Annotated in this window: 15 protein-coding genes; 6 read left to right on the top strand and 9 right to left on the bottom strand. The window is 60.4% G+C overall.

The features are described from left to right. Positions 1–196 precede the first annotated feature (196 nt). On the top strand, positions 197–4,183 hold the full coding sequence (locus RLW55_RS02600) for an AsmA family protein (protein WP_423415475.1): 3,987 nt from the start codon (positions 197–199) through the stop codon (positions 4,181–4,183). Positions 4,184–4,242: 59 nt separating this feature from the next. Here RLW55_RS02600 and lepA read toward each other — a convergent pair whose 3' ends face one another. Beyond that, positions 4,243–6,045, bottom strand: coding sequence for a translation elongation factor 4 (lepA, locus tag RLW55_RS02595; RefSeq protein ID WP_013945998.1), 1,803 nt, complete (start codon positions 6,043–6,045; stop codon positions 4,243–4,245). A 176-nt stretch (positions 6,046–6,221) separates the two neighbouring features. Here lepA and RLW55_RS02590 point away from each other — a divergent pair, with 176 nt between their 5' ends. The 3 genes from RLW55_RS02590 (at position 6,222) to RLW55_RS02580 (ending at position 9,232) form a co-directional block, all read left to right on the top strand. After that, entirely contained in the window at positions 6,222–6,761 is a 540-nt protein-coding gene (locus RLW55_RS02590) for a hypothetical protein (RefSeq protein ID WP_013945999.1), read from the top strand. Between the two features lie 175 nt (positions 6,762–6,936). Further along, positions 6,937–7,893: an iron exporter MbfA gene (gene mbfA / locus RLW55_RS02585; protein ID WP_013946000.1), complete on the top strand. Its 957-nt coding sequence runs from the start codon at positions 6,937–6,939 to the stop codon at positions 7,891–7,893. Between the two features lie 100 nt (positions 7,894–7,993). Next, positions 7,994–9,232, top strand: coding sequence for a lytic murein transglycosylase (locus tag RLW55_RS02580; protein ID WP_423415474.1), 1,239 nt, complete (start codon positions 7,994–7,996; stop codon positions 9,230–9,232). 131 nt (positions 9,233–9,363) lie between these two features. Here the strand turns inward: RLW55_RS02580 and RLW55_RS02575 are convergent, their stop codons facing one another. The 5 genes from RLW55_RS02575 to rpmI form a co-directional block, all read right to left on the bottom strand. Next, the gene (locus tag RLW55_RS02575) at positions 9,364–10,731 is read right to left on the bottom strand and encodes an NAD(P)/FAD-dependent oxidoreductase (protein ID WP_414461590.1); all 1,368 of its coding nucleotides are present in this window, start codon (positions 10,729–10,731) and stop codon (positions 9,364–9,366) included. 32 nt (positions 10,732–10,763) lie between these two features. Next, positions 10,764–13,196: a phenylalanine--tRNA ligase subunit beta gene (gene pheT, locus RLW55_RS02570; RefSeq protein ID WP_423415473.1), complete on the bottom strand. Its 2,433-nt coding sequence runs from the start codon at positions 13,194–13,196 to the stop codon at positions 10,764–10,766. 10 nt (positions 13,197–13,206) lie between these two features. Then, positions 13,207–14,283: a phenylalanine--tRNA ligase subunit alpha gene (gene pheS / locus RLW55_RS02565; RefSeq protein ID WP_423415472.1), complete on the bottom strand. Its 1,077-nt coding sequence runs from the start codon at positions 14,281–14,283 to the stop codon at positions 13,207–13,209. Positions 14,284–14,460: 177 nt separating this feature from the next. Beyond that, positions 14,461–14,838 (bottom strand): 50S ribosomal protein L20, encoded by a 378-nt coding sequence (gene rplT / locus RLW55_RS02560; RefSeq protein ID WP_013946005.1) that lies wholly within the window; start codon positions 14,836–14,838, stop codon positions 14,461–14,463. A gap of 101 nt (positions 14,839–14,939) precedes the next feature. Continuing rightward, complete coding sequence (gene rpmI / locus RLW55_RS02555) at positions 14,940–15,140, bottom strand: 50S ribosomal protein L35 (protein WP_013946006.1); 201 nt, start codon at positions 15,138–15,140, stop codon at positions 14,940–14,942. A gap of 415 nt (positions 15,141–15,555) precedes the next feature. Here rpmI and RLW55_RS02550 point away from each other — a divergent pair, with 415 nt between their 5' ends. Further along, complete coding sequence (locus tag RLW55_RS02550) at positions 15,556–15,903, top strand: hypothetical protein (protein WP_013946008.1); 348 nt, start codon at positions 15,556–15,558, stop codon at positions 15,901–15,903. Here the strand turns inward: RLW55_RS02550 and RLW55_RS02545 are convergent. Next, a complete protein-coding gene (locus RLW55_RS02545) occupies positions 15,881–16,339 on the bottom strand; it encodes a GtrA family protein (RefSeq protein ID WP_423415471.1) in 459 nt (152 codons plus the stop codon). The genes RLW55_RS02550 and RLW55_RS02545 overlap by 23 nt on opposite strands. Positions 16,340–16,571: 232 nt before the next feature. Between RLW55_RS02545 and RLW55_RS02540 the strand changes: the two genes are divergently transcribed. Then, positions 16,572–16,772: a hypothetical protein gene (locus RLW55_RS02540; RefSeq protein ID WP_013946010.1), complete on the top strand. Its 201-nt coding sequence runs from the start codon at positions 16,572–16,574 to the stop codon at positions 16,770–16,772. A gap of 489 nt (positions 16,773–17,261) precedes the next feature. On the opposite strand, the gene RLW55_RS02535 is transcribed toward RLW55_RS02540, so the two are convergent. Then, positions 17,262–17,636: a cyclic nucleotide-binding domain-containing protein gene (locus tag RLW55_RS02535; protein ID WP_013946012.1), complete on the bottom strand. Its 375-nt coding sequence runs from the start codon at positions 17,634–17,636 to the stop codon at positions 17,262–17,264. 143 nt (positions 17,637–17,779) lie between these two features. Continuing rightward, positions 17,780–18,310, bottom strand: coding sequence for a translation initiation factor IF-3 (gene infC / locus RLW55_RS02530; protein WP_013946013.1), 531 nt, complete (start codon positions 18,308–18,310; stop codon positions 17,780–17,782). Positions 18,311–18,337 lie beyond the last annotated feature (27 nt).

Here is an 18,337-nt window from a genome sequence, read left to right as displayed (position 1 = left end):
GCGCCGCGGTGGATCGAGGTTCCGGCAACAGCAGACCAAAATACGGCCCAAAAAACGTCAAACGCCTGGAAATGAGCCAAATTTCAAGTTCAGAGTATTGTGCTCACGTGCCATACAGGTGGGCGCGGCAAGGGCGTAGCTTCGATCACGTCTGCCGGTGTGCATTGCGTGTCGAGCACGACTGCAAGAGACGCTCATGAACAACGGGCTATTATTCCTCGGCGGACTCCTCGTTGCTATTTTCGCAGCGTTGTTCGCCGTGCCGAATTTCATCGACTGGAACAGCTATCGCGGTGTTTTCGAGGAAGAAGCCTCGAAGGTGCTGAGCCGTGACGTGCGCGTCGGTGGCAACGTCAACTTAAAGATCCTGCCGGTTCCCTACGTCCGATTCGAGAAAGTCCGTATCGCGAGCGTTTCTGGCCAGACTGGACAGCCGTTCATTCGCGCCGACAGCTTCACGATGTGGCTTTCGGTGGCGGCGATGCTTCGCGGCGTACTAGAAGCCAGCCAGATCGAACTCGAAAAGCCCGTTCTCAGCTTGTCCGTCGATGACAAGGGCGTCGGTAACTGGTCGAAGATCGAATTGCGGGCAGGCGATTTGCCGTTCGTTCCGCGCGACGTCGCGCTGCGGTCGGTGCAGATCACGGACGGAGCGGTGTCGATCTACAACGCGGCGTCGGAGCAGATCGCTGCCGTTGACGGTATCGACGGGGTGTTTTCGGCAGATGGGATCAGAGGGCCGTTCCGGTTCAACGGTTCGGCGTCATGGGCCGGAGCCGAGCATGACGTCAAATTTGCAACGGACGTTCCGGCAAGTGACGGCGGGTTCGCACTCAAGCTTTCAGCGCGTACAGACCATTCGCCAAACGTTCTGACGCTCGATGGGCGGGTCTATAACGCCAGTGAAAAGACAACGTTCAAGGGGCGATGGACCGGGAAAGTCCAAGTGCCGGGAAGCCCAACGGTCGAACCGAACGGCAAAGCGCCGCCGCCGCTTATCGATCTTCGCTCCGATGTGACGGCGGATGCACTGGCGGCCAAGCTCGAAAACCTGACGTTGACGCTCGATAACGCTGCCGAACCCCAGACCATTACGGGGGCGGCCGTTGCAAGCTGGTCGCCGTCGCCGCGGCTTGATGTGACGCTCAATTCGAAATGGCTCGACATCGACTGGCTGGCGGGCGCAGGCAAGGGCGGCGCTGGGTTTTCGAAGCTGAGGCAACTCGCGCTTGGGCTGATGCAGTCGGTCGCGGGAGACAGCCAGGCATCGGCGAAGATCAATCTCGAACAGGTCAAGATCGGCGGCGAGAATGCCGGCGGCCTTTCAATCGATGCCGAACGGCAGGGCAGCGTCACGCATCTCAAGACCTTCAAGGTGAGCCTGCCGGGCGGATCGCGTCTCGATCTCGCGGGCGATTTGAGGAGCAAGGACGGCAAACTGAGCTTCCTAGGCCGAGGGTTCATCGGCGGGGCGAGCTTCGGGCGTTTCAAGGCGTGGGCGGATAAGTCCGGCATTCCGATCGACGTTAACGCCGATGGCGCATACTCGGCGGCCGGTAAGCTCGAAATTGACGATAAGAGATTTTTCCTGACAGACGCGTCGGGCGACATTTCAGGTAAGCCGCTCGCGGGCGAACTCAAGGTGACGCACGGAGATCGAGAGCGCACGGAGCTGACGCTTCAGGCCGCCGATCTGGATACGCAGGTGGTCTTTCCGAAGATCTCCCAAGCGCTGCGTTCCGAGTTTCGCAAATCGCTTGGATTGGCGTCTCGAAAGGATGATCGCAAAGCGGACGAAGACCTGCCGAGCGATGTTCGTCTGCGCGTAATCGCGGGGCGGCTGACGGATGGCCAAGATAGCTACCGGGATGTCGACGTGTCGTTCGCGATCCAGGGACGGAAGGTCAGTCTGCCGGTCGCGAAACTGACGACAGACAGCGGCCTCGAAATCGGGCTTGAGGGTCGGATCGAAACGCAGGACAGCGGTCCGGTCGGGACCTTGGCTTATGATCTTGTCGGGCCTTCCGCAGATGCGATGCGGGATCTCATTCGCAAGGCCGGTCTGCTCGATGTGGTCGGAGAGGATCGCTTCGGCGGATTGAAAGACGGCAAGATCGCGGGCCTCGTTCGTCTGGGTCTTCGAGGGCCGAAGACCGCCGACTTGACGTTCGATGGCCTGCTCGACGGTTCGAAGTTTGACGGTAGGGCCGAGTTCGACGGGGGCATTGCGAATTGGCGCACCCAGCCGAGCCGGCTGCAGGCGACGCTCGATGCGCCGACGCTGTCCGGGCTTCTTGCGACTCTCGGGCGAGACAGTAGTGGTATCGCAGCCGAATCGCAGAAGCCGGCGTTGGCGTCGCTGCTGACCAGTGGCACGCTGGGCTCCGGTGCCGTGTCGCAAATCGAGATTTCGTCGCAAGATTTCGATATGCGGTTCCGCGGGCGCGCCCAATGGCCGGACACATCGGACCTTGCCTTGAACGGGCTGCTCAACGTCAAAGCCGCACAAAGCGCGCAAGCTTTCGCCGTTGCCGGACTATCGTTGCCCGGCGGTCTGACGGCTGTTCCGTTGCAGGGTACGTTGGATCTCCATCGCGACAAGGGCGCGTGGATCGTCACGGCGCAGAACGTCTCGCTGGGAGAATCCTTGCTGTCGGGGCGGGTGACGGCTGCGACTGCGAGCGGAGCGACGAAGATCGACGGCAATATATTCGCCAATCGCGTTATGGTTCCGGCCCTGTTGTCGGCCGTGACGGATGCGCCCTCGACTGTTCCCGTCTCAGCAGCGCCAAGTGCTCCTAATCCGAACGCCGTCAATGGCGCCGCTGTAGCGCAAGTCTGGCCGGAAGGGCTTTTTGATTTTGCAGCGCTCGGCAACACAATGGTAGCGCTGAAGGTTGGTTTCAAATCGCTGGGGTTGAGCGAGGGATTGGCGACGGGCGACGGCACGATGATGGTTGCGCTCGCGCCCGGAAAGCTGTCGATCACCGATATTAAAGCGGCGGCGGCCGGTGGCCAGTTCGCCGGATATGCCAGCTTGGAGAAGGTTTCGAACGGCGTCGCATTCGCATCGGAGTTGAAGCTTGATGATGTGAAGCTGGCGACGCTCAATTCGGGCGGCAAAGGCTCGGGCGCCTTCGAGCTGCATACAGAAGCGCGGGCGCAAAGCCCGGCAGGGCTGATCGCCGTGATGACGGGATCGGGTACAGCAACCCTATCCGGAGCCGGATTGACAGGGCCGTCGCCGACCGCTGTTACGAACGTCGTCGACGATGTGATCTCGGGCACCGTTCAGAATGACCCGTCATCTATTGCGAATGCGCTGGTCAGCGAGGTTGGATCGTCCGAGTTGGCGCTGGGAGACCGCAAGCTTGCGATTTCCATTTCCGATGGAACGCTGAAGCTCAGCAATATCGATCTGCGCAGCGTGGTCGGCACGGCCGAGGGAGCTGTCTCGGCTGATCTTGCAACGCTTGGCATGAGCGCTTCGTTCCAACTGACATCTGTAGTGCCGCCGGCGCTCGCACCCGCGGCGCAGACGGCAAAACGCAAGGCCGCGGCCACGACGAAATCTGAACTGCCGGCTGCAATCGTGCTCTACAGCGGGGAACTCGGCCGGCTTGCCTCGCTATCGGTGAGCGCCGATGTCAGCGATCTGCAGCGTGAACTCGCGGTGCGCCAGATGGAGCGCAACGTGGAGCAGCTCGAGCAGGCGCGGCGCGCGGACGAAGAACGCGCGCGGCTGCAGAAGGAAATGGACGTTAAGCGGAAAGAAGCAGCGGATCGCGCTGCGGCTCAGCAAAGGATCCAGCAGCAGCAATTGCCGCCGGTCATTCCAGAGTCGGCGGGGACTGCGGCGCCGTCTCAGGGCACCAGTGAGAACGATCCGGATGATTTCTTCGGATCGACGCCGCCTCCCTCCAGGGCGGGGCAACAGCCGTACAATCGATCCACATTGGAGCCCCAGCCGCAGAATTTGAATGGTCAGGCCCGCAACGCGGCGAGTGGCGGACAAACTGCCACCGGACAGCCGGCTGCGATTGATCCGGCGACCGGACTGCCCATTCCGAAACCGGTTCCGGCCGTGAAGCCGACCGTCACACGGACGACGTTGCCACCAAAACCCGTCAAGCGGCGCACGTCGGCCGACGAAATGATGAAGTCGTTCGGCGGTTATCCCTGAGCACTGGACCGGGCCGCCAGCCGAACGAAAAACTCGCGCTGCCAGCGCGCCGCTTGATCTCAGTTGTCGTCCATCTTGAGGGCGTTGATGAACGCCTCTTGCGGGATTTCGACCTTGCCGAATTCACGCATCTTCTTCTTGCCGGCCTTCTGCTTGTCGAGCAGCTTGCGCTTACGCGTGATGTCGCCGCCGTAGCACTTTGACAGAACGTCTTTCCGGAGTGCTTTGATCGTTTCGCGGGCGATGACCTTGGCGCCGATGGCGGCCTGGATCGGAATCTGGAAGAGGTGCGCCGGGATCAGTTCTTTCAGCTTTTCGCACATCGAGCGGCCACGGCTTTCAGCGCGTGAGCGATGGACGACGATCGACAGCGCATCGACTGGCTCGCTGTTGACGAGGATCGACAGCTTGACGAGGTCGCCTTCTTCATAGTCCTTGATGTGATAGTCGAATGAGGCATAGCCACGCGAGACGCTCTTCAGGCGATCGTAGAAGTCGAAGACGACTTCGTTCAGCGGCAGCTCGTAGACGACCATAGCGCGGGAACCGGCGTAAGTGAGCTGCTTCTGGCGGCCGCGGCGATCCTGACAGAGCTTCAACACCGCGCCGAGATACTCATCCGGCACCAAAATCGTGGCTTCGATCCACGGTTCTTCGATGTGATCAATCTTGACGACATCCGGCATGTCGGCCGGATTGTGCATCTCGATCATCGTGCCGTCGTTCATGTGCAAGTGATAGATGACGCTCGGGGCCGTCGTGATCAGATCGAGATTGAACTCGCGCTCGAGACGCTCGGTGATGATCTCAAGATGGAGAAGACCGAGGAAGCCGCAGCGGAAGCCGAACCCGAGGGCGGCGGAGCTTTCCGTTTCGAATGAGAAGCTCGCGTCGTTGAGGCGCAGCTTCGCCATCGCATCGCGCAGGTCTTCGAAGTCAGCGGCATCAACCGGAAAGAGCCCGCAGAATACGACGGGTTGCGCCGGTTTGAAGCCCGGAAGTGCTTCCGGCGCCGGGTTCTTTTCATCTACGATCGTATCGCCGACGCGGGTGTCGGCGACCTCTTTGATCGCGGCCGTGAAAAAACCGATCTCGCCGGGGCCGAGCTGATCCAACATCTGCTGCTTGGGACGGAAGATGCCGACCCGCTCAAGCTGATAGGTGGCACCGGTCGAAAGCAGTTTGACGCGCTGGCCCTTTTTTAGGGTGCCATCAATGATGCGGGCGAGCACGACGACGCCAAGGTAGGCGTCGTACCAGCTGTCGACGAGCATGGCCTTCAGCGGCTTCTTAGCGTCGCCTTCCGGAGCAGGCAGGCGCTCGACGATAGCTTCGAGAACAGCTTCGACGTTGAGGCCCGTCTTGGCCGAGACGCCGATCGCGTCGGAGGCGTCGATGCCGATGACGTCTTCGATCTGCTTTTTGACGCGGTCCTCATCGGCCGCAGGCAGATCAATCTTGTTCAGTACGGGGAGGATTTCGAGGTTGTTGTCGAGCGCTTGGTAGACGTTGGCCAGCGTCTGGGCCTCGACGCCTTGGCTCGCGTCGACGACGAGGATCGCGCCTTCGCAGGCCGCCAGCGAGCGCGAGACTTCGTAGGCGAAGTCGACGTGACCGGGCGTATCCATCAGGTTGAGCTGGTAGATTTCGCCGTTTTTGGCCTTGTAGTCGAGACGGACGGTCTGCGCCTTGATGGTGATGCCACGCTCGCGCTCGATGTCCATTGAGTCGAGGATCTGCTCCTTCATCTCACGGTTCGAGACGTTGCCGCAGAGCTGAATCAGCCTGTCGGACAAGGTCGATTTGCCGTGGTCGATGTGGGCGATGATCGAAAAATTTCGAATGTGTGAAATGGCTGTCATGGGCCGGGCTCATAGCACCCGGAACTGGGCGGCAAAAGGGGCGTTAAGGCTTTAGGGCGACTTCCGAGCCGTTTTGATCGCCGCATGGCCTATAAGAGGTGTGGCAACCGGGGGTGGGGTGTGCGAAAATTGCTCACCGTCCCTCTGTGCCGATCATGAGCCCCTGGAGAAGCGATATGGCGAACTCACCCTTCGAAGCCAACCCGGCTTTCACGAAACTCGGCGAGGATACAAAGAAGGCGGTCATACAGGCTTTCGACGCCATGTCGAATTGGCGGGCCGAACTCGCCGAACTGGGTGAAAAGAACAGCAACGCTGTGTTCGACAAGATGGCCGAAGCGGCAAAGTCGCTCGGCTGGCCCACTGATTTCGTCGAGTTGAGCCGGAAACAGATGCTGAGCGCTTCCAAGCTGCAATTGCAGGCGGTCGATCAGGTCATGGATGTCTGGGAAAAGCAGGTCAAGGCGCTGGGAGCGCCGGGCCAGTTCCCCAACTTCTCGAATGTTTCAGGCTTCGGCGCCGGCATGCCGCAGTTCCCCGGCGCGGGGGCAAGCTTCCCTGGCATGCCCGATTTCGCGGCTGGCGCCACGAACCCCATCCAGTTTTGGATGCAGGCTGCCGAAATGTGGCAGAAGGGCTGGCAGCAGGCCATGTCGAGTTGGATGGAAGCGCAGCAGAACGCCGTCAAAGGCATGAATAAGCCGAATTCGCGCTAAGGCATTTATATCTCCGAGCTTTTCTTCTTCGGCAGCGCCGGTCCGTTGGGCCGGCGTTTTCGTTTGATCCGGCCACGACTTCCCTTGTGCCATCATCGCCGCGACATGAGGGATCTTGTACGACCGGCTGGCAGGATGTTAAATTAGAATAATTCTAAATTTTAATCAGGCCGCCATGCGTCGTTTCACCGATCTCGATCAGCGCGAGATTCTTGCCCTCGCGATCTCCCTGGAAGAGGAGCACAGCCGGATCTATTCCGATTATGCCGCCGGTCTCAGCGCCGAGTATCCGGCCAGCGCAAAGATTTTCACGGAGCTTGGCGAAGAGGAAAACGCCCACCGGCGCAGCCTGATCGAAATTTTCAAGCGCAAGTTCGGCAATCACATTCCGCTCATCCGCCGCCACGACGTTTCGGGCCTCGTGCGGCATGATCCGATCTGGATGGTGCGGCCACTCGGCATCGGGAAAGTTCGCCGGCAGGCACAGGAGATCGAGGAGGAAACGCGCGAATTCTATGCCTCGGCGTTGAAGCGGGCGACGGACGCCGACATCCGCAAGTTGCTCGGCGATCTCCTGGAGACGGAAAGCCAGCATATAAGCATCGCGCAGCATCTCGCCGATGTTGAGCTGACGAATGAGGCGCGTTTGAGCGAAGACGAGACCGCGCGACGGTCCTTCGTTCTCCAGTACGTGCAACCGGGATTGAACGGCCTGATTGACGGCTCCATCTCGACGCTGGCGCCAATCTTTGCGGCGGCATTTGCGACCCATAACACCTGGCAGACGTTTCTCGTCGGCATCGCGGCGTCGATCGGCGCCGGCATTTCGATGGCGTTTGCCGAAGCTTTGTCCGATGACGGCGAGATTTCGGGCCGCGGCAACCCTTGGCTCCGCGGTTCGGTAACGGGCGCGATGACGACGGTCGGCGGCCTCGGGCATACGATGCCCTATCTCATTTCCGATTTTCGGACGGCTACCACGATCGCAATCGGTGTGGTGTTCATTGAACTCTGGATTATTGCGGGAATCCGCTCGCGGTACATGGAAACGAAGTTCTGGCGAGCGGCGCTGGAGGTGGTTGTCGGCGGTCTGATCGTCTTTGCTGTTGGCATTCTGATCGGTAGTGCGTAGACGAATGCGCTAAAGGCCTCACTGAGGCCATAGTCTCTTGACGCTCTCCAGACTGTCGGCAATGTGCCGGCCCTACGTCAACGGCCGAAGGCATTCCTCTATGCGCGCAGGTTTTATCGTTTCAGCGATCGCCTCTTTCATGCTTGCGGGGCTTTCCGCCAGTGCCCATGCGGAGAACACGCCGACGCCACCGGCAAACAAGCGCAATTGCCAGAACACCGTGCCATTCAACCAGTGGCTCGCCGATTTCAAGCGTGACGCCATCGCTCAAGGCATTCGGCCGGAGACGATCGAAGAAACGATCGGGGGCCTGACGCCGGACCAGGGTACGATCGCTCGCGACCGGAAGCAGGGCTTTTTTTCGCAGACGTTCATCGACTTCTATTTCAAGCTTGCGACCAAGAACCGCGAGCAGACGGGTAAAACGTATCTCAAGCGCTACAAGGCGATCTTTGATCGCGCGGAGCAGCAGTACGGCGTTCCGGGTCCGGTCATCACGGGCTTTTGGGCGCTCGAAAGCGACTTCGGCGGCGGCATGGGCAAGCTGTCCATTCTGCGTTCGCTGATGACGCTCGCCTGGGATTGCCGCCGCGGCGATTTCTTTCGGGGCGAGTTGATTGCCGCGATGAAAATTGTTGAGCGCGGCGACCTCACTCCGGATCAGATGATCGGATCGTGGGCAGGTGAGCTTGGTCAGACGCAATTTCTGCCGCAGCACTATCTGAACTACGGCGTCGATTTCGATGGCGATGGCCGCGTCGATCTCATTCGCGACAACGCCGACGTAATCGGCTCGACCGCAAACTTCCTCAAGTCGATGGGATGGAAGCGTGGTGAGCCGTGGCTGGAACAGGTTCGCGTCACCAAGGATCTGCCTTGGGACAAAGCGGATCTGGCGATCAAGCTGCCGCGCTCGCAATGGGTGGCATGGGGCGTCGAGGGCGTCGGCAAGCCGCTGCCCGCCGACAATCTCCCGGCGTCGCTCGTCTTGCCGATGGGACGGCACGGACCCGCGTTCCTGGCGTACCCGAATTTCGACGTTTACACGCAGTGGAACCAGTCGCTGACGTATGCCCTGACGGCGGCGCATCTTGCCGCTCGCATGGCTGGTGCTCCGAACCTGACGCGGGCCGACGGCAACGTCGCGTCGCTCAGCTACGAGCAGATCAAAGAGGTTCAGAGCCTGTTGAAGCGCCGTGGCCTGGACGTCGGCGAGGTTGACGGCAAGCTCGGCGCCAACACGCGCGCAGCCGTGAAAACGATGCAGATGAAGTTCGGGCTGCCGGCGGACAGCTATCCGACGGCGGACCTGCTGACGGCGCTGAGAGAGCGGAGTTAAGGCTTTATGATGGCGCGTGCGACTCCGCTTGGCGGGGGCCGCCGCACGCGCGGACTCCAAGCTGACAACCGTGGATTATGCCGGTAGCGCCGCCGACCGCCTCGCGAAACGCGTGTCGGCGGCGCCAACAATCAGTGCAGCTTGACCTGCGGTTCCGTGCGACGCGTCAGGAGTCGTGACAGGGTGTCGAGGAAGACCTTCACGTATCCGTGCAAGGCGATCTCATGCATTTTGTATAGCGACCGGTACATGATCTTCGCGAACCAGCCTTCGATGCGCAGCGACTTGCCGTCGATGAAGCCCATCAGGTTGCCGACGGTCGAATACTTGCCGAGCGACACAAGCGAACCGAAATCGCGATACTTGAAGGGTGCGAGCTTCGTCTCACCTTTCATGCGGCGCTGAATCTGCGTGACGAGGTGGCTCGATTCCTGGTGTGCCGCCTGAGCGCGCGGCGGAATAGGCGCCGTCTCGCCTTCGGGCACCAGATAGGCCGCGTCGCCGATGACGAAAATGTTGTCGTCAACGGTCGTCTGCAACGTCGGCTTCACGACGAGCGTGTTCATGCGGCTGACTTCGAGGCCGTCGAGGTTCGATAGAACTTCGGGGCCTTTGACGCCCGCGGCCCAAACTACCAGCTCGGATGGGATGAAATCGCCATTCGCCAGCGTCACGCCTTCCTTGCTGACGTTCGTCACGGCGCTGCCGGTGCGAACTTCGACGCCGATGCTGTGCAAGATGTTCGTTGTCGCTTTGGAGAGACGCTCAGGCAGCGCGGGCAGAATGCGTGGCGCGGCTTCGATCAACGTGATCTTGAAGTCTTTCTCGGGATCGATTTTGTCGAGACCGAATTCCACGAGGCCGCGCGCGGCGTGATGCAACTCCGCCGACAGTTCCGTGCCGGTCGCGCCGGCGCCGATGATGGCAACGTGCAATTGGCCGTCTCTGATGGGGCCAGGCTGCGCATAGGCGCGCACGCACGCATTCAGAATGCGGCGGTTGAAACGCTCTGCCTGCTCAGGCGTGTCGAGCATGATTGCATTTTCTTTGACGCCCGGCGTTCGGAAGTCGTTCGAGATGCTGCCCACAGCGATCACCAGCGTGTCGTAGGGGAACCAGCGATCCGGCGTGATCTCGCGACCATCCTCGTCGTACGTCGCGCCGAGGTGCACGCGCTTGCCCGCGCGGTCGAGACCGATCATCTCGCCGTAGCGGTAACGAAAACCGTGCCAGTGACCTTGCGCCTGGTAAGGCAGCTCGTGGCGGCCCGTGTCCATGCTGCCCGCCGCGATTTCGTGGAGAAGCGGCTTCCAGATGTGGGTGCGAGCACGGTCGACCAGGGTGACTTCCGCTTTACCGGATTTTCCGAGCTTGTTTCCAAGCTGCGTTGCGAGTTCAAGCCCGCCGGCGCCGCCTCCAACGATGACGATGCGGTAGGGGTGCTTTTCGTCGGTCACGCTTTCGGCTTGAGCGGTGGTCGCGGGGGGGAGCGAATTCATCTTGGCCTCATGCGCATGTCATGACGGCGGCTTTAGGAGCGTAAGTCTCCGCCAGTCGCCTTTTTAACATCGGTAACTATTTTTTTCGTGATCGTTTCAATAGCCTGATCCGTGAGGGTTTCCGTCGCAGGTTGGATCGTTACCTCTATCGCAACCGACTTCTTGCCCTCGGCAGCGAGACTGCCGCCTTCGAATACGTCGAACACATTCACCGCCCTGATCAAGGCTTTATCGGAATTCGCGGCCGCCTTTATGACGTCGCCTGCCGGTACATCCTTGGGCACGATGAAGGCGAGGTCACGCGTGACCGGCAAGAGGTCGGAAGTCGTAAGCGGCGGTTTGGCGCGCGACTTCTTCTTCTCGGGCGGCAGAGCGTCGAGAAAGATCTCGAATGCAGAGACCGGCGCTTCGACATCGAGGGCTTTCAGCGTCGCCGGGTGGACCTCGCCGAAATATGCCAGAACGGTTTTGGGACCGAGCTTGAGTGCGCCGGAACGGCCGGGGTGATACCAGTGCGGTGCATCACGAGTTATTTGGGCCTTGGTCGGGTCGACTCCAAGTGCTGCAAGTGCGGCGAAGACGTCGGCTTTGACGTCGAATACGCCGACGGGTGCGGCGTTGCCGTCCCAGTTGCGTCCGGAGCCTGAGAGATGCGCCGTTCCGGCGCGGACGCCAGCGGCACTCAGGTATTGGTCTTCGGGCTTCTCACCGCGATAGGCCTGACCGAGCTCGAACAACGCAACATCCGCGACGCCACGATTGCGATTGCGCGTGACGGACGCGAGAAGCCCCGGCAAAAGCCCTGGACGCATCGAGGACATTTCAACGGAAATCGGATTGGCGAGGTCGAGTTCGGCCGCGCCGCCGCCGAAATGCGTAGCTTCGCCCTTCGGAATGAAGCTCCAAGTCACGGCTTCGACGAAGCCGCGGGCCGCAAGAAGACGGCGGGCGCGGCGGGCGCGCTTCTGCTTATCCGTCAGAACGGCGCGGGCGATGCCGTCCGCGCGCGGAAGCGGCGTTGCCGGGATGCGGTCGAGCCCGGCGATGCGCACGATTTCTTCGACGAGGTCAGCGGGGCCGTGGACGTCCGGCCGCCACGTCGGAACGGTCACCTTCGCTGCGTTAGGATTGCCGGTGATGGTGAAGCCGAGTGCTTTCAGGATTTTCGTAATTTCGGCTTCGGAAAGCGTCACGCCGGACAGTTTCTCGACGCGTGCGTAGTCGAACGCAATGACCCGCTCCTCGATGGGTTCCTTGCCGGCGACTTTCGCTTTCGAGGCTTCGCCGCCGCAGAATTTCAGGATCATGTCGGTCGCGAGATCGAGACCGGGGCGTTCTGATGCCGGATCGACGCCGCGCTCGAAGCGATAGCGTGCGTCCGTAACCAGTCCGGTCTTGCGGCCGGTGGCGGCGGTGCGCAGGGGATCGAAGTACGCGCTTTCGATCAGGACGGCTTTGGTCTCCGGCGTGCAGCCGGTGCTTTCGCCGCCCATCACGCCACCGAGGCCCAGCGGTCCGGTGTCGTCGGCGATGACGCACATCGTGTCGTCGACCGTGTATTCCTTGCCGTCGAGCGCGAGGAACTTTTCGCCGTTCTTGCCGAGACGAGCGTGCAGCGCGCCCTTGATCTTGTGCGCGTCGTAGACGTGCAGCGGGCGGCCGCGATCGAGTGAGATGTAATTCGTAACGTCGACGAGAGCGTTGATGGGGCGCAGGCCAGCGGCCTTCAACCGGTTCTGCATCCAGTCGGGAGATGCGTCGTTCGTGACGTTGCGGATCGTTCGCGCGGCAAACACCGGGCAGGCGTTCGCCGTCTCGGCTGTGAACTCGAGCTTGATCGGGATTTTGCAGTCGAAAGCTTCGTTGAGCGGCGCAAGTTTCGGCTCGGGCTTCAGCGTGCCCATGCCGGCCGCAGCGAGATCGCGGGCGATGCCGCGCACACCGGTGCAATCGGGGCGGTTCGGCGTCAGCTTCACTTCGATGATCGGATCGTTGAGACCGGCGACGTCGATATAGGCTTGGCCGACCTTATCTGCCCACTCGGCGGGGAGATCGAGAATGCCGTCGCTTTCTTCGGACAACTCAAGCTCGGCGGCCGAGCACATCATGCCGTTCGAGACGACGCCGCGAACCGGCTTCTTTTCGAGCGTGATCTTTGAGCCGGGAATGTAAGTGCCGAGCGGTGCAAAGACCGCGACCATGCCCGCGCGCGCATTCGGGGCGCCGCAGACGACTTCCATCAGCGGCTGACCCTTGGCGATCTCGACTTGCACGATCTGCAGCTTGTCGGCGTTGGGATGTTTTTTGGCTTCGAGGATGCGCGCGACCTTGAAGGCTCCAAGCGTCTTGCCCGGATCTTCGACGCCTTCGACCTCGAGGCCGATGGCAGACAGGACAGTTGCCAGCTCATCGACGGACTTGTCCGTGTCGAGATGATCTTTGAGCCAGGAGAGCGTGAATTTCATTATTGCGTCCTTATGTCGACAACCCGCCGCCGAGGGTCGGGACGTCGAGCATCGAGAATCCATAGTGGCTGAGCCACTTGAGGTCGCCGGAGAAGAACGAGCGCAAGTCGGGGATGCCGTACTTCAGCATCGTCAGCCGGTCGAGGCCGACGCCGAATGCGAAGCCCTGATACTTTTCCGGATCGAGACCGCAGTTGCGCAGCACGTTCGGATGAACCATGCCGCAACCGAGAATTTCCAGCCATTGGCCCGGCTTGCCGATGGCCTCGGCGCCGATATCGACTTCCATCGACGGCTCCGTGAAGGGGAAGTGCGACGCGCGGAAGCGCATCTTCACTTCATCAACTTCGAAGAAGGCTTTGCAGAACTCCTGCAGCACCCACTTCAGATGGCCCATGTGGGTCGTCTCGTCGATGACGAGGCCTTCGACTTGATGGAACATCGGCGTGTGGGTCTGGTCGCTGTCCATACGATAGACGCGGCCCGGCGCGATGATGCGGATCGGCGGCTTCTGCGAGACCATCGTGCGGATCTGCACCGGGCTCGTGTGCGTGCGCAGCAGCAGGCGCGAACCGTCTGCCTTCGGTGAGAAATAGAACGTGTCGTGATCCTGGCGCGCAGGGTGCTCGGCCGGGATGTTGAGCTTGTCGAAATTCATCTCGTCGGTTTCGACGTCCGGGCCCTCGGCGACCGAGAAGCCCATGTCGGCGAAGATTTCGACGACTTCGTCGAGCACCTGTGAGACGGGATGGATGCGGCCGGAGGCAACGGGGCCGACGCGGACCGGCAGCGTAATGTCGGCGCGTTCGGTCTTCAGGCGTTCGTCGAGGGCAGCGGCTTCGAGATCGGATTTGCGGGCATCGAGCGCCTCTGCAACTTTCGTCTTCAGAGCGTTGACCGTCTGACCGAAGCTTTTACGCTCGTCCGGAGGAAGCGATCCGAGCTTGCTCATCAGCTCGGAGACGCGGCCTTTCTTGCCGAGGCTCGAGACGCGGACGGCATCGAGCGTTGCGAGGTCGGCTGCGCCAGAGATTTCGACGAGAAGCTCGCTTTCGAGTTTCGTCAGATCCGTTTGTGTGTCGGTCATAGGCGGGACGTGCCCTCGCAGATTGTCATCCTCGGGCTCGTCCCGAGGATCCATGCGCAGGCCCCGCTGATGTCGCGGTAGAAAAAGGAGCACGCGGGCGCGCGTGGTGATTTGCAGCAGAATGGGCCCTCGGGACAAGCCCGAGGGCGACAATAATGGAGGTTCGGCGAACCGAAATTAGGCGGCCTTGGCGACGGGCGACGAGGCAGCAGCGGCCGCCTTGTCGACGAGTGCCTTGAAGCCCGCCGGATCGTTGATGGCGATGTCGGACAGAACCTTGCGGTCGACTTCGATGCCGAGGTTCGAAAGGCCATTGATAAAGCGGCCGTAGGTCAGGCCATGCTCGCGGACGGCAGCGTTGATGCGCTGGATCCAGAGGGCGCGGAAGTTGCGCTTGCGACGCTTGCGATCGCGATAAGCGTACTGCTGCGACTTCTCAACCGCCTGCTTGGCGACGCGGATGGTGTTCTTGCGACGGCCGTAAAAGCCCTTCGCGGCCTTGATGACTTTCTTGTGCTTGGCGTGGGCGGTAACGCCACGTTTGACGCGGGCCATGGGATAGCTCCTAGAACTTCAAGATTTATTGGGTGGGCTGAGATTCTCTATTGGGTGCTTGCGACTCCGCTTCGCGGAGCCGGCTGCAAGCGCCGGAGAATTCAGCGGCTGTAGGGCATGTACTTCTTGACGATCTTGGCGTCAGAATCGTTCAGAACGCCCGTACCGCGCGCCTTCTGAATGAACTTCGCCGTGCGCTTGATCATGCCGTGACGCTTACCGGCCTGGGCCGCAACGACCTTGCCCGTGCCCGTCATCTTGAAGCGCTTTTTCGCGCCGCTCTTGGTCTTCAACTTAGGCATTTTGCTTATCCTAATTATCGGTCACGGTCCGCGCCGGACACTTGCGCTGACGCGCTTCGTATCCTGGCCCTCCGCGGGGCGCCGCTAGCGGCGGGGCGCGGTCGCGCCCACGGACCTTGCGGTCCGAAGTGCAGACAGATAGATGTCCGCACTCTCCTGCGAAGGGATGCTTTTTGCGGTTTCCGCTGGTTTTTCAAAAGCATAAGAACCGCCACGGCATGCCTCGCCGGGCGGCTCTGGAGGCGGTTTATAGGGAAGAGTTGGGAAAAGTGCAACTTTTTCGACGCGGGCCGGAAAAAAAGCATCCCGACTGATGGTTTTCATAGCCCTATCGCGAAAATCCGTATGGATACCACCGAACCAAGTACATGGTTAATGCGTTGGTGGGGCGGGAAATCGCGAGGGGAGACGGGGCGTGAGGCAAATCGTTGATCAGATCGTCAATTTGCTCCAGCAGGGCATCACGGCGATCTTCAAGTTCGTAGATCTGGTCTGGCAGTGGTCGTTTGGCCAGATGTTCGCGATCTTTCAGTCTAACTGGCAAGCGCTGCCGATCTGGAAGATTGTCGTGCTGGCGATCGTCGTAATCGCGATTATCTATGTGCTCTACCGCGGCTTCTTCCAGCTCTGGAGGGCGGCCGAGCAGATTTTTAAAGCGTTCGTCGAGCTTTTGCTGGTGCTCGTATCGGTGCTGCCGTTCGTGCTGCTAGCTGGCATCATCGCGGCGGCGGGAAGCTATGTCATCCAGCACGTGAATTTCTAAAGGTGCGGCCGGTGCCGCTTTCCGGTGAGCTTGCGCTCTGCCCGTCGGGATCCTTTCCGAACACGATCTGCGTGCGCACGTAATAGAGCGTCACGAAGCAGATTAGCACGGAGATGGTTTTGCCCAAGAAGGGCTTCAGGCCCCATTCGTGAACCGTCAACCAGATGACGACGGCCGTGATGAGAAGCCCGACGGCGTTCGTTGCGAGGAATTCGAGAAAGCGGCGATGCTCCGACTTTGGCGACAGGCCATGCCGGAAAACGAAGGTTCGTGTCAGTCCGTAATTCACGATCGTCGCGATCGAATACGATATGACGCTCTGCAAAATGGGCCAGCCGAAGGCGTGGGTCAGCGTCAAGAAAATGATATAATCAATAATGGTCGCGCTTAGATTTACGCCCGTATAGAGAAGCGCTTCGCGGACCTTAGGGTTCATGATCGAGGCTTTCGTCGTTGTCGGCGGAGGATGGATATTTTGCAGCGCGGCTTCAAGCCGACCGCTTGCCTCGGGTCAAGCGGAGACGGGTGTTTCAGTCGTGTGTGGTGGCATTCAGCGGCAAGTTCAGTTTTCCTCCAATTGCGCCTATTTCCCCCTGCTTGAGTGGTGAAGACGTCGGGATATGGCATTCTGGGGAAGCTTTTGTGTCCCCCCCGTTGCGAGTTCGGCCATGAAACTCGATCCGTTCGTTGTTGCCATTCTTCTTGTTGCAGCTCTTCCGACGGCCGCCATCAGCTTGCGGTCAACCACCGGTTGGCGCGCGGGTATTGTGTTCGCGGCGTTCTATCCGGCGCTTGTCGTCGTCGTCGGCATCGTCATGATTGCGACCTTCATTTCGCTAGCCGCATTAGGAATTGTCGATCTCGATTGAGATTGATCCAATTTGTCATTGCGACGCTAGCCGCCGAGCAACGATGCATTTCGAAGTTTTCGAATAATCCGCCGTATTTCTGATGTTCAGTCACCATTCAGCCAATAAATTGGACATTCTGCACGCGCACAAACGTAAGCGCTTATGGCACGATTAGAAACAAAAACGGAGTTGAACATGCGTCTCGCACCATTCTTGGCAGCGTCCGTTGTTGCGATCGGTGTTACTGCTGCGGCTTCCGCACCGCAGGCGGCGACGTTCGCGCCCGCACCTCTTAAAGGAATTGAAGCCAATCAATCGCTTGCGGCGCCTGTTGCGTGGCGCCGGTACTGCTGGCGGTGGCGCCATATCTGCGCAGATCGCTGGGGTTGGGGCGGTCCGCGGTTCCGCCGCTGCATGTGGCGCCACGGCTGCTGAGTATTCGCCGTTCAAACAAAAACGCCGGCGACCGGACTTGGTCGTCGGCGATTTCATTTCAGGGAATTTTTCTCAGATTTGTTTATTCGTCCGTCGCAGACGGGTGGCGAGCAAGCCCATTACCCTCAGGGCGAATTGCGGATCGTCGCGAATGACGGCAAGGAATGTCGGCTTGTCGATGGCGACGACCTCGGTCGGCTCGGCGGCCATTGCGGCAGCACTTCGCGGTCCGTCGTCGATCAAGGCCATCTCGCCGAAAATACCGCCGGCGCGGACGTTTTCGAGGACGATCCCGTAGGTAATGACGTCGACGCGGCCTGAGCGCACCATGTACATGGCATTGCCGGCATCTTCTTCGAGAAAGATTTTTTCGCCCGCATCGAAGCGGCGGAATGGTGCGCCGATGCGGTCAAGAAGAGAAAAGTCGAACGGCTGCTCGTCAATCATGCGGCGCCTCCGGCGTCTGGCGCGAGATGTCCGATCAAGCTAGAGCCGTCCGTGTGCGTCTGCAAGTCGTAGGCCGGCCGACCGAGACGCGAAGGGCGGGGTAAAAGAGAGACCCCGCCGCCTTCCGATCACTTGGGGCTCGGTTACTTGGGAGCCAGGACCATCACCATCTGGCGGCCTTCGAAACGCGGCTCGCTTTCGACCTTCGAGATCGCTTCGGTATCGGCTTTCACGCGCTGCAAGACCGCCATGCCAAGCTGCGAGTGCGCCATCTCGCGACCGCGGAAGCGCAGCGTGATCTTGACCTTGTCGCCGTCTTCGAAGAACCGTTTGATTGCGCGCATTTTGACGTCGTAGTCATGATCGTCGATGCCCGGACGCATCTTGATCTCTTTCAGCTCGACAATCTTCTGGTTCTTGCGGGCTTCGGCGGCTTTCTTCTGTTCCTGGAATTTGAACTTGCCGAAATCGAGAATTTTGCAAACGGGAGGCTCAGCGTCGGGCGAGATCTCAACGAGATCCAGTCCGGCGTCCTCGGCGCGGGCAAGGGCATCGAATTTTGAAATTACGCCGACGTTCTGGCCGTTCTCATCAATGAGACGGACTTCTCGGGCCCGGATTTGGTCGTTGATGCGGGGCCCTGAGTTTTCCCGGCTCTGAGGCTCGGGGCGCATAGGTCTACGGATGGTAAAAGCTCCTCT

It is taken from the genome of Hyphomicrobium sp. B1, from assembly GCF_049532635.1.
Lineage (GTDB): Bacteria > Pseudomonadota > Alphaproteobacteria > Rhizobiales > Hyphomicrobiaceae > Hyphomicrobium_B.
This window is presented reverse-complemented; position numbering and strand designations above follow the sequence as displayed.

What these genes read in the sequence shown, in the direction of transcription:
- RLW55_RS02545 (WP_423415471.1), bottom strand. Translation starts at nt 16,339, where the DNA reads ATGAACCCTAAGGTCCGCGAAGCGCTTCTCTATACGGGCGTAAATCTA.
- infC (WP_013946013.1), bottom strand. Translation starts at nt 18,310, where the DNA reads ATGCGCCCCGAGCCTCAGAGCCGGGAAAACTCAGGGCCCCGCATCAAC.
- rpmI (WP_013946006.1), bottom strand. Translation starts at nt 15,140, where the DNA reads ATGCCTAAGTTGAAGACCAAGAGCGGCGCGAAAAAGCGCTTCAAGATG.
- rplT (WP_013946005.1), bottom strand. Translation starts at nt 14,838, where the DNA reads ATGGCCCGCGTCAAACGTGGCGTTACCGCCCACGCCAAGCACAAGAAA.
- RLW55_RS02580 (WP_423415474.1), top strand. Translation starts at nt 7,994, where the DNA reads ATGCGCGCAGGTTTTATCGTTTCAGCGATCGCCTCTTTCATGCTTGCG.
- RLW55_RS02575 (WP_414461590.1), bottom strand. Translation starts at nt 10,731, where the DNA reads ATGAATTCGCTCCCCCCCGCGACCACCGCTCAAGCCGAAAGCGTGACC.
- RLW55_RS02600 (WP_423415475.1), top strand. Translation starts at nt 197, where the DNA reads ATGAACAACGGGCTATTATTCCTCGGCGGACTCCTCGTTGCTATTTTC.
- mbfA (WP_013946000.1), top strand. Translation starts at nt 6,937, where the DNA reads ATGCGTCGTTTCACCGATCTCGATCAGCGCGAGATTCTTGCCCTCGCG.
- RLW55_RS02535 (WP_013946012.1), bottom strand. Translation starts at nt 17,636, where the DNA reads ATGATTGACGAGCAGCCGTTCGACTTTTCTCTTCTTGACCGCATCGGC.
- RLW55_RS02540 (WP_013946010.1), top strand. Translation starts at nt 16,572, where the DNA reads ATGAAACTCGATCCGTTCGTTGTTGCCATTCTTCTTGTTGCAGCTCTT.
- pheS (WP_423415472.1), bottom strand. Translation starts at nt 14,283, where the DNA reads ATGACCGACACACAAACGGATCTGACGAAACTCGAAAGCGAGCTTCTC.
- pheT (WP_423415473.1), bottom strand. Translation starts at nt 13,196, where the DNA reads ATGAAATTCACGCTCTCCTGGCTCAAAGATCATCTCGACACGGACAAG.
- lepA (WP_013945998.1), bottom strand. Translation starts at nt 6,045, where the DNA reads ATGACAGCCATTTCACACATTCGAAATTTTTCGATCATCGCCCACATC.
- RLW55_RS02590 (WP_013945999.1), top strand. Translation starts at nt 6,222, where the DNA reads ATGGCGAACTCACCCTTCGAAGCCAACCCGGCTTTCACGAAACTCGGC.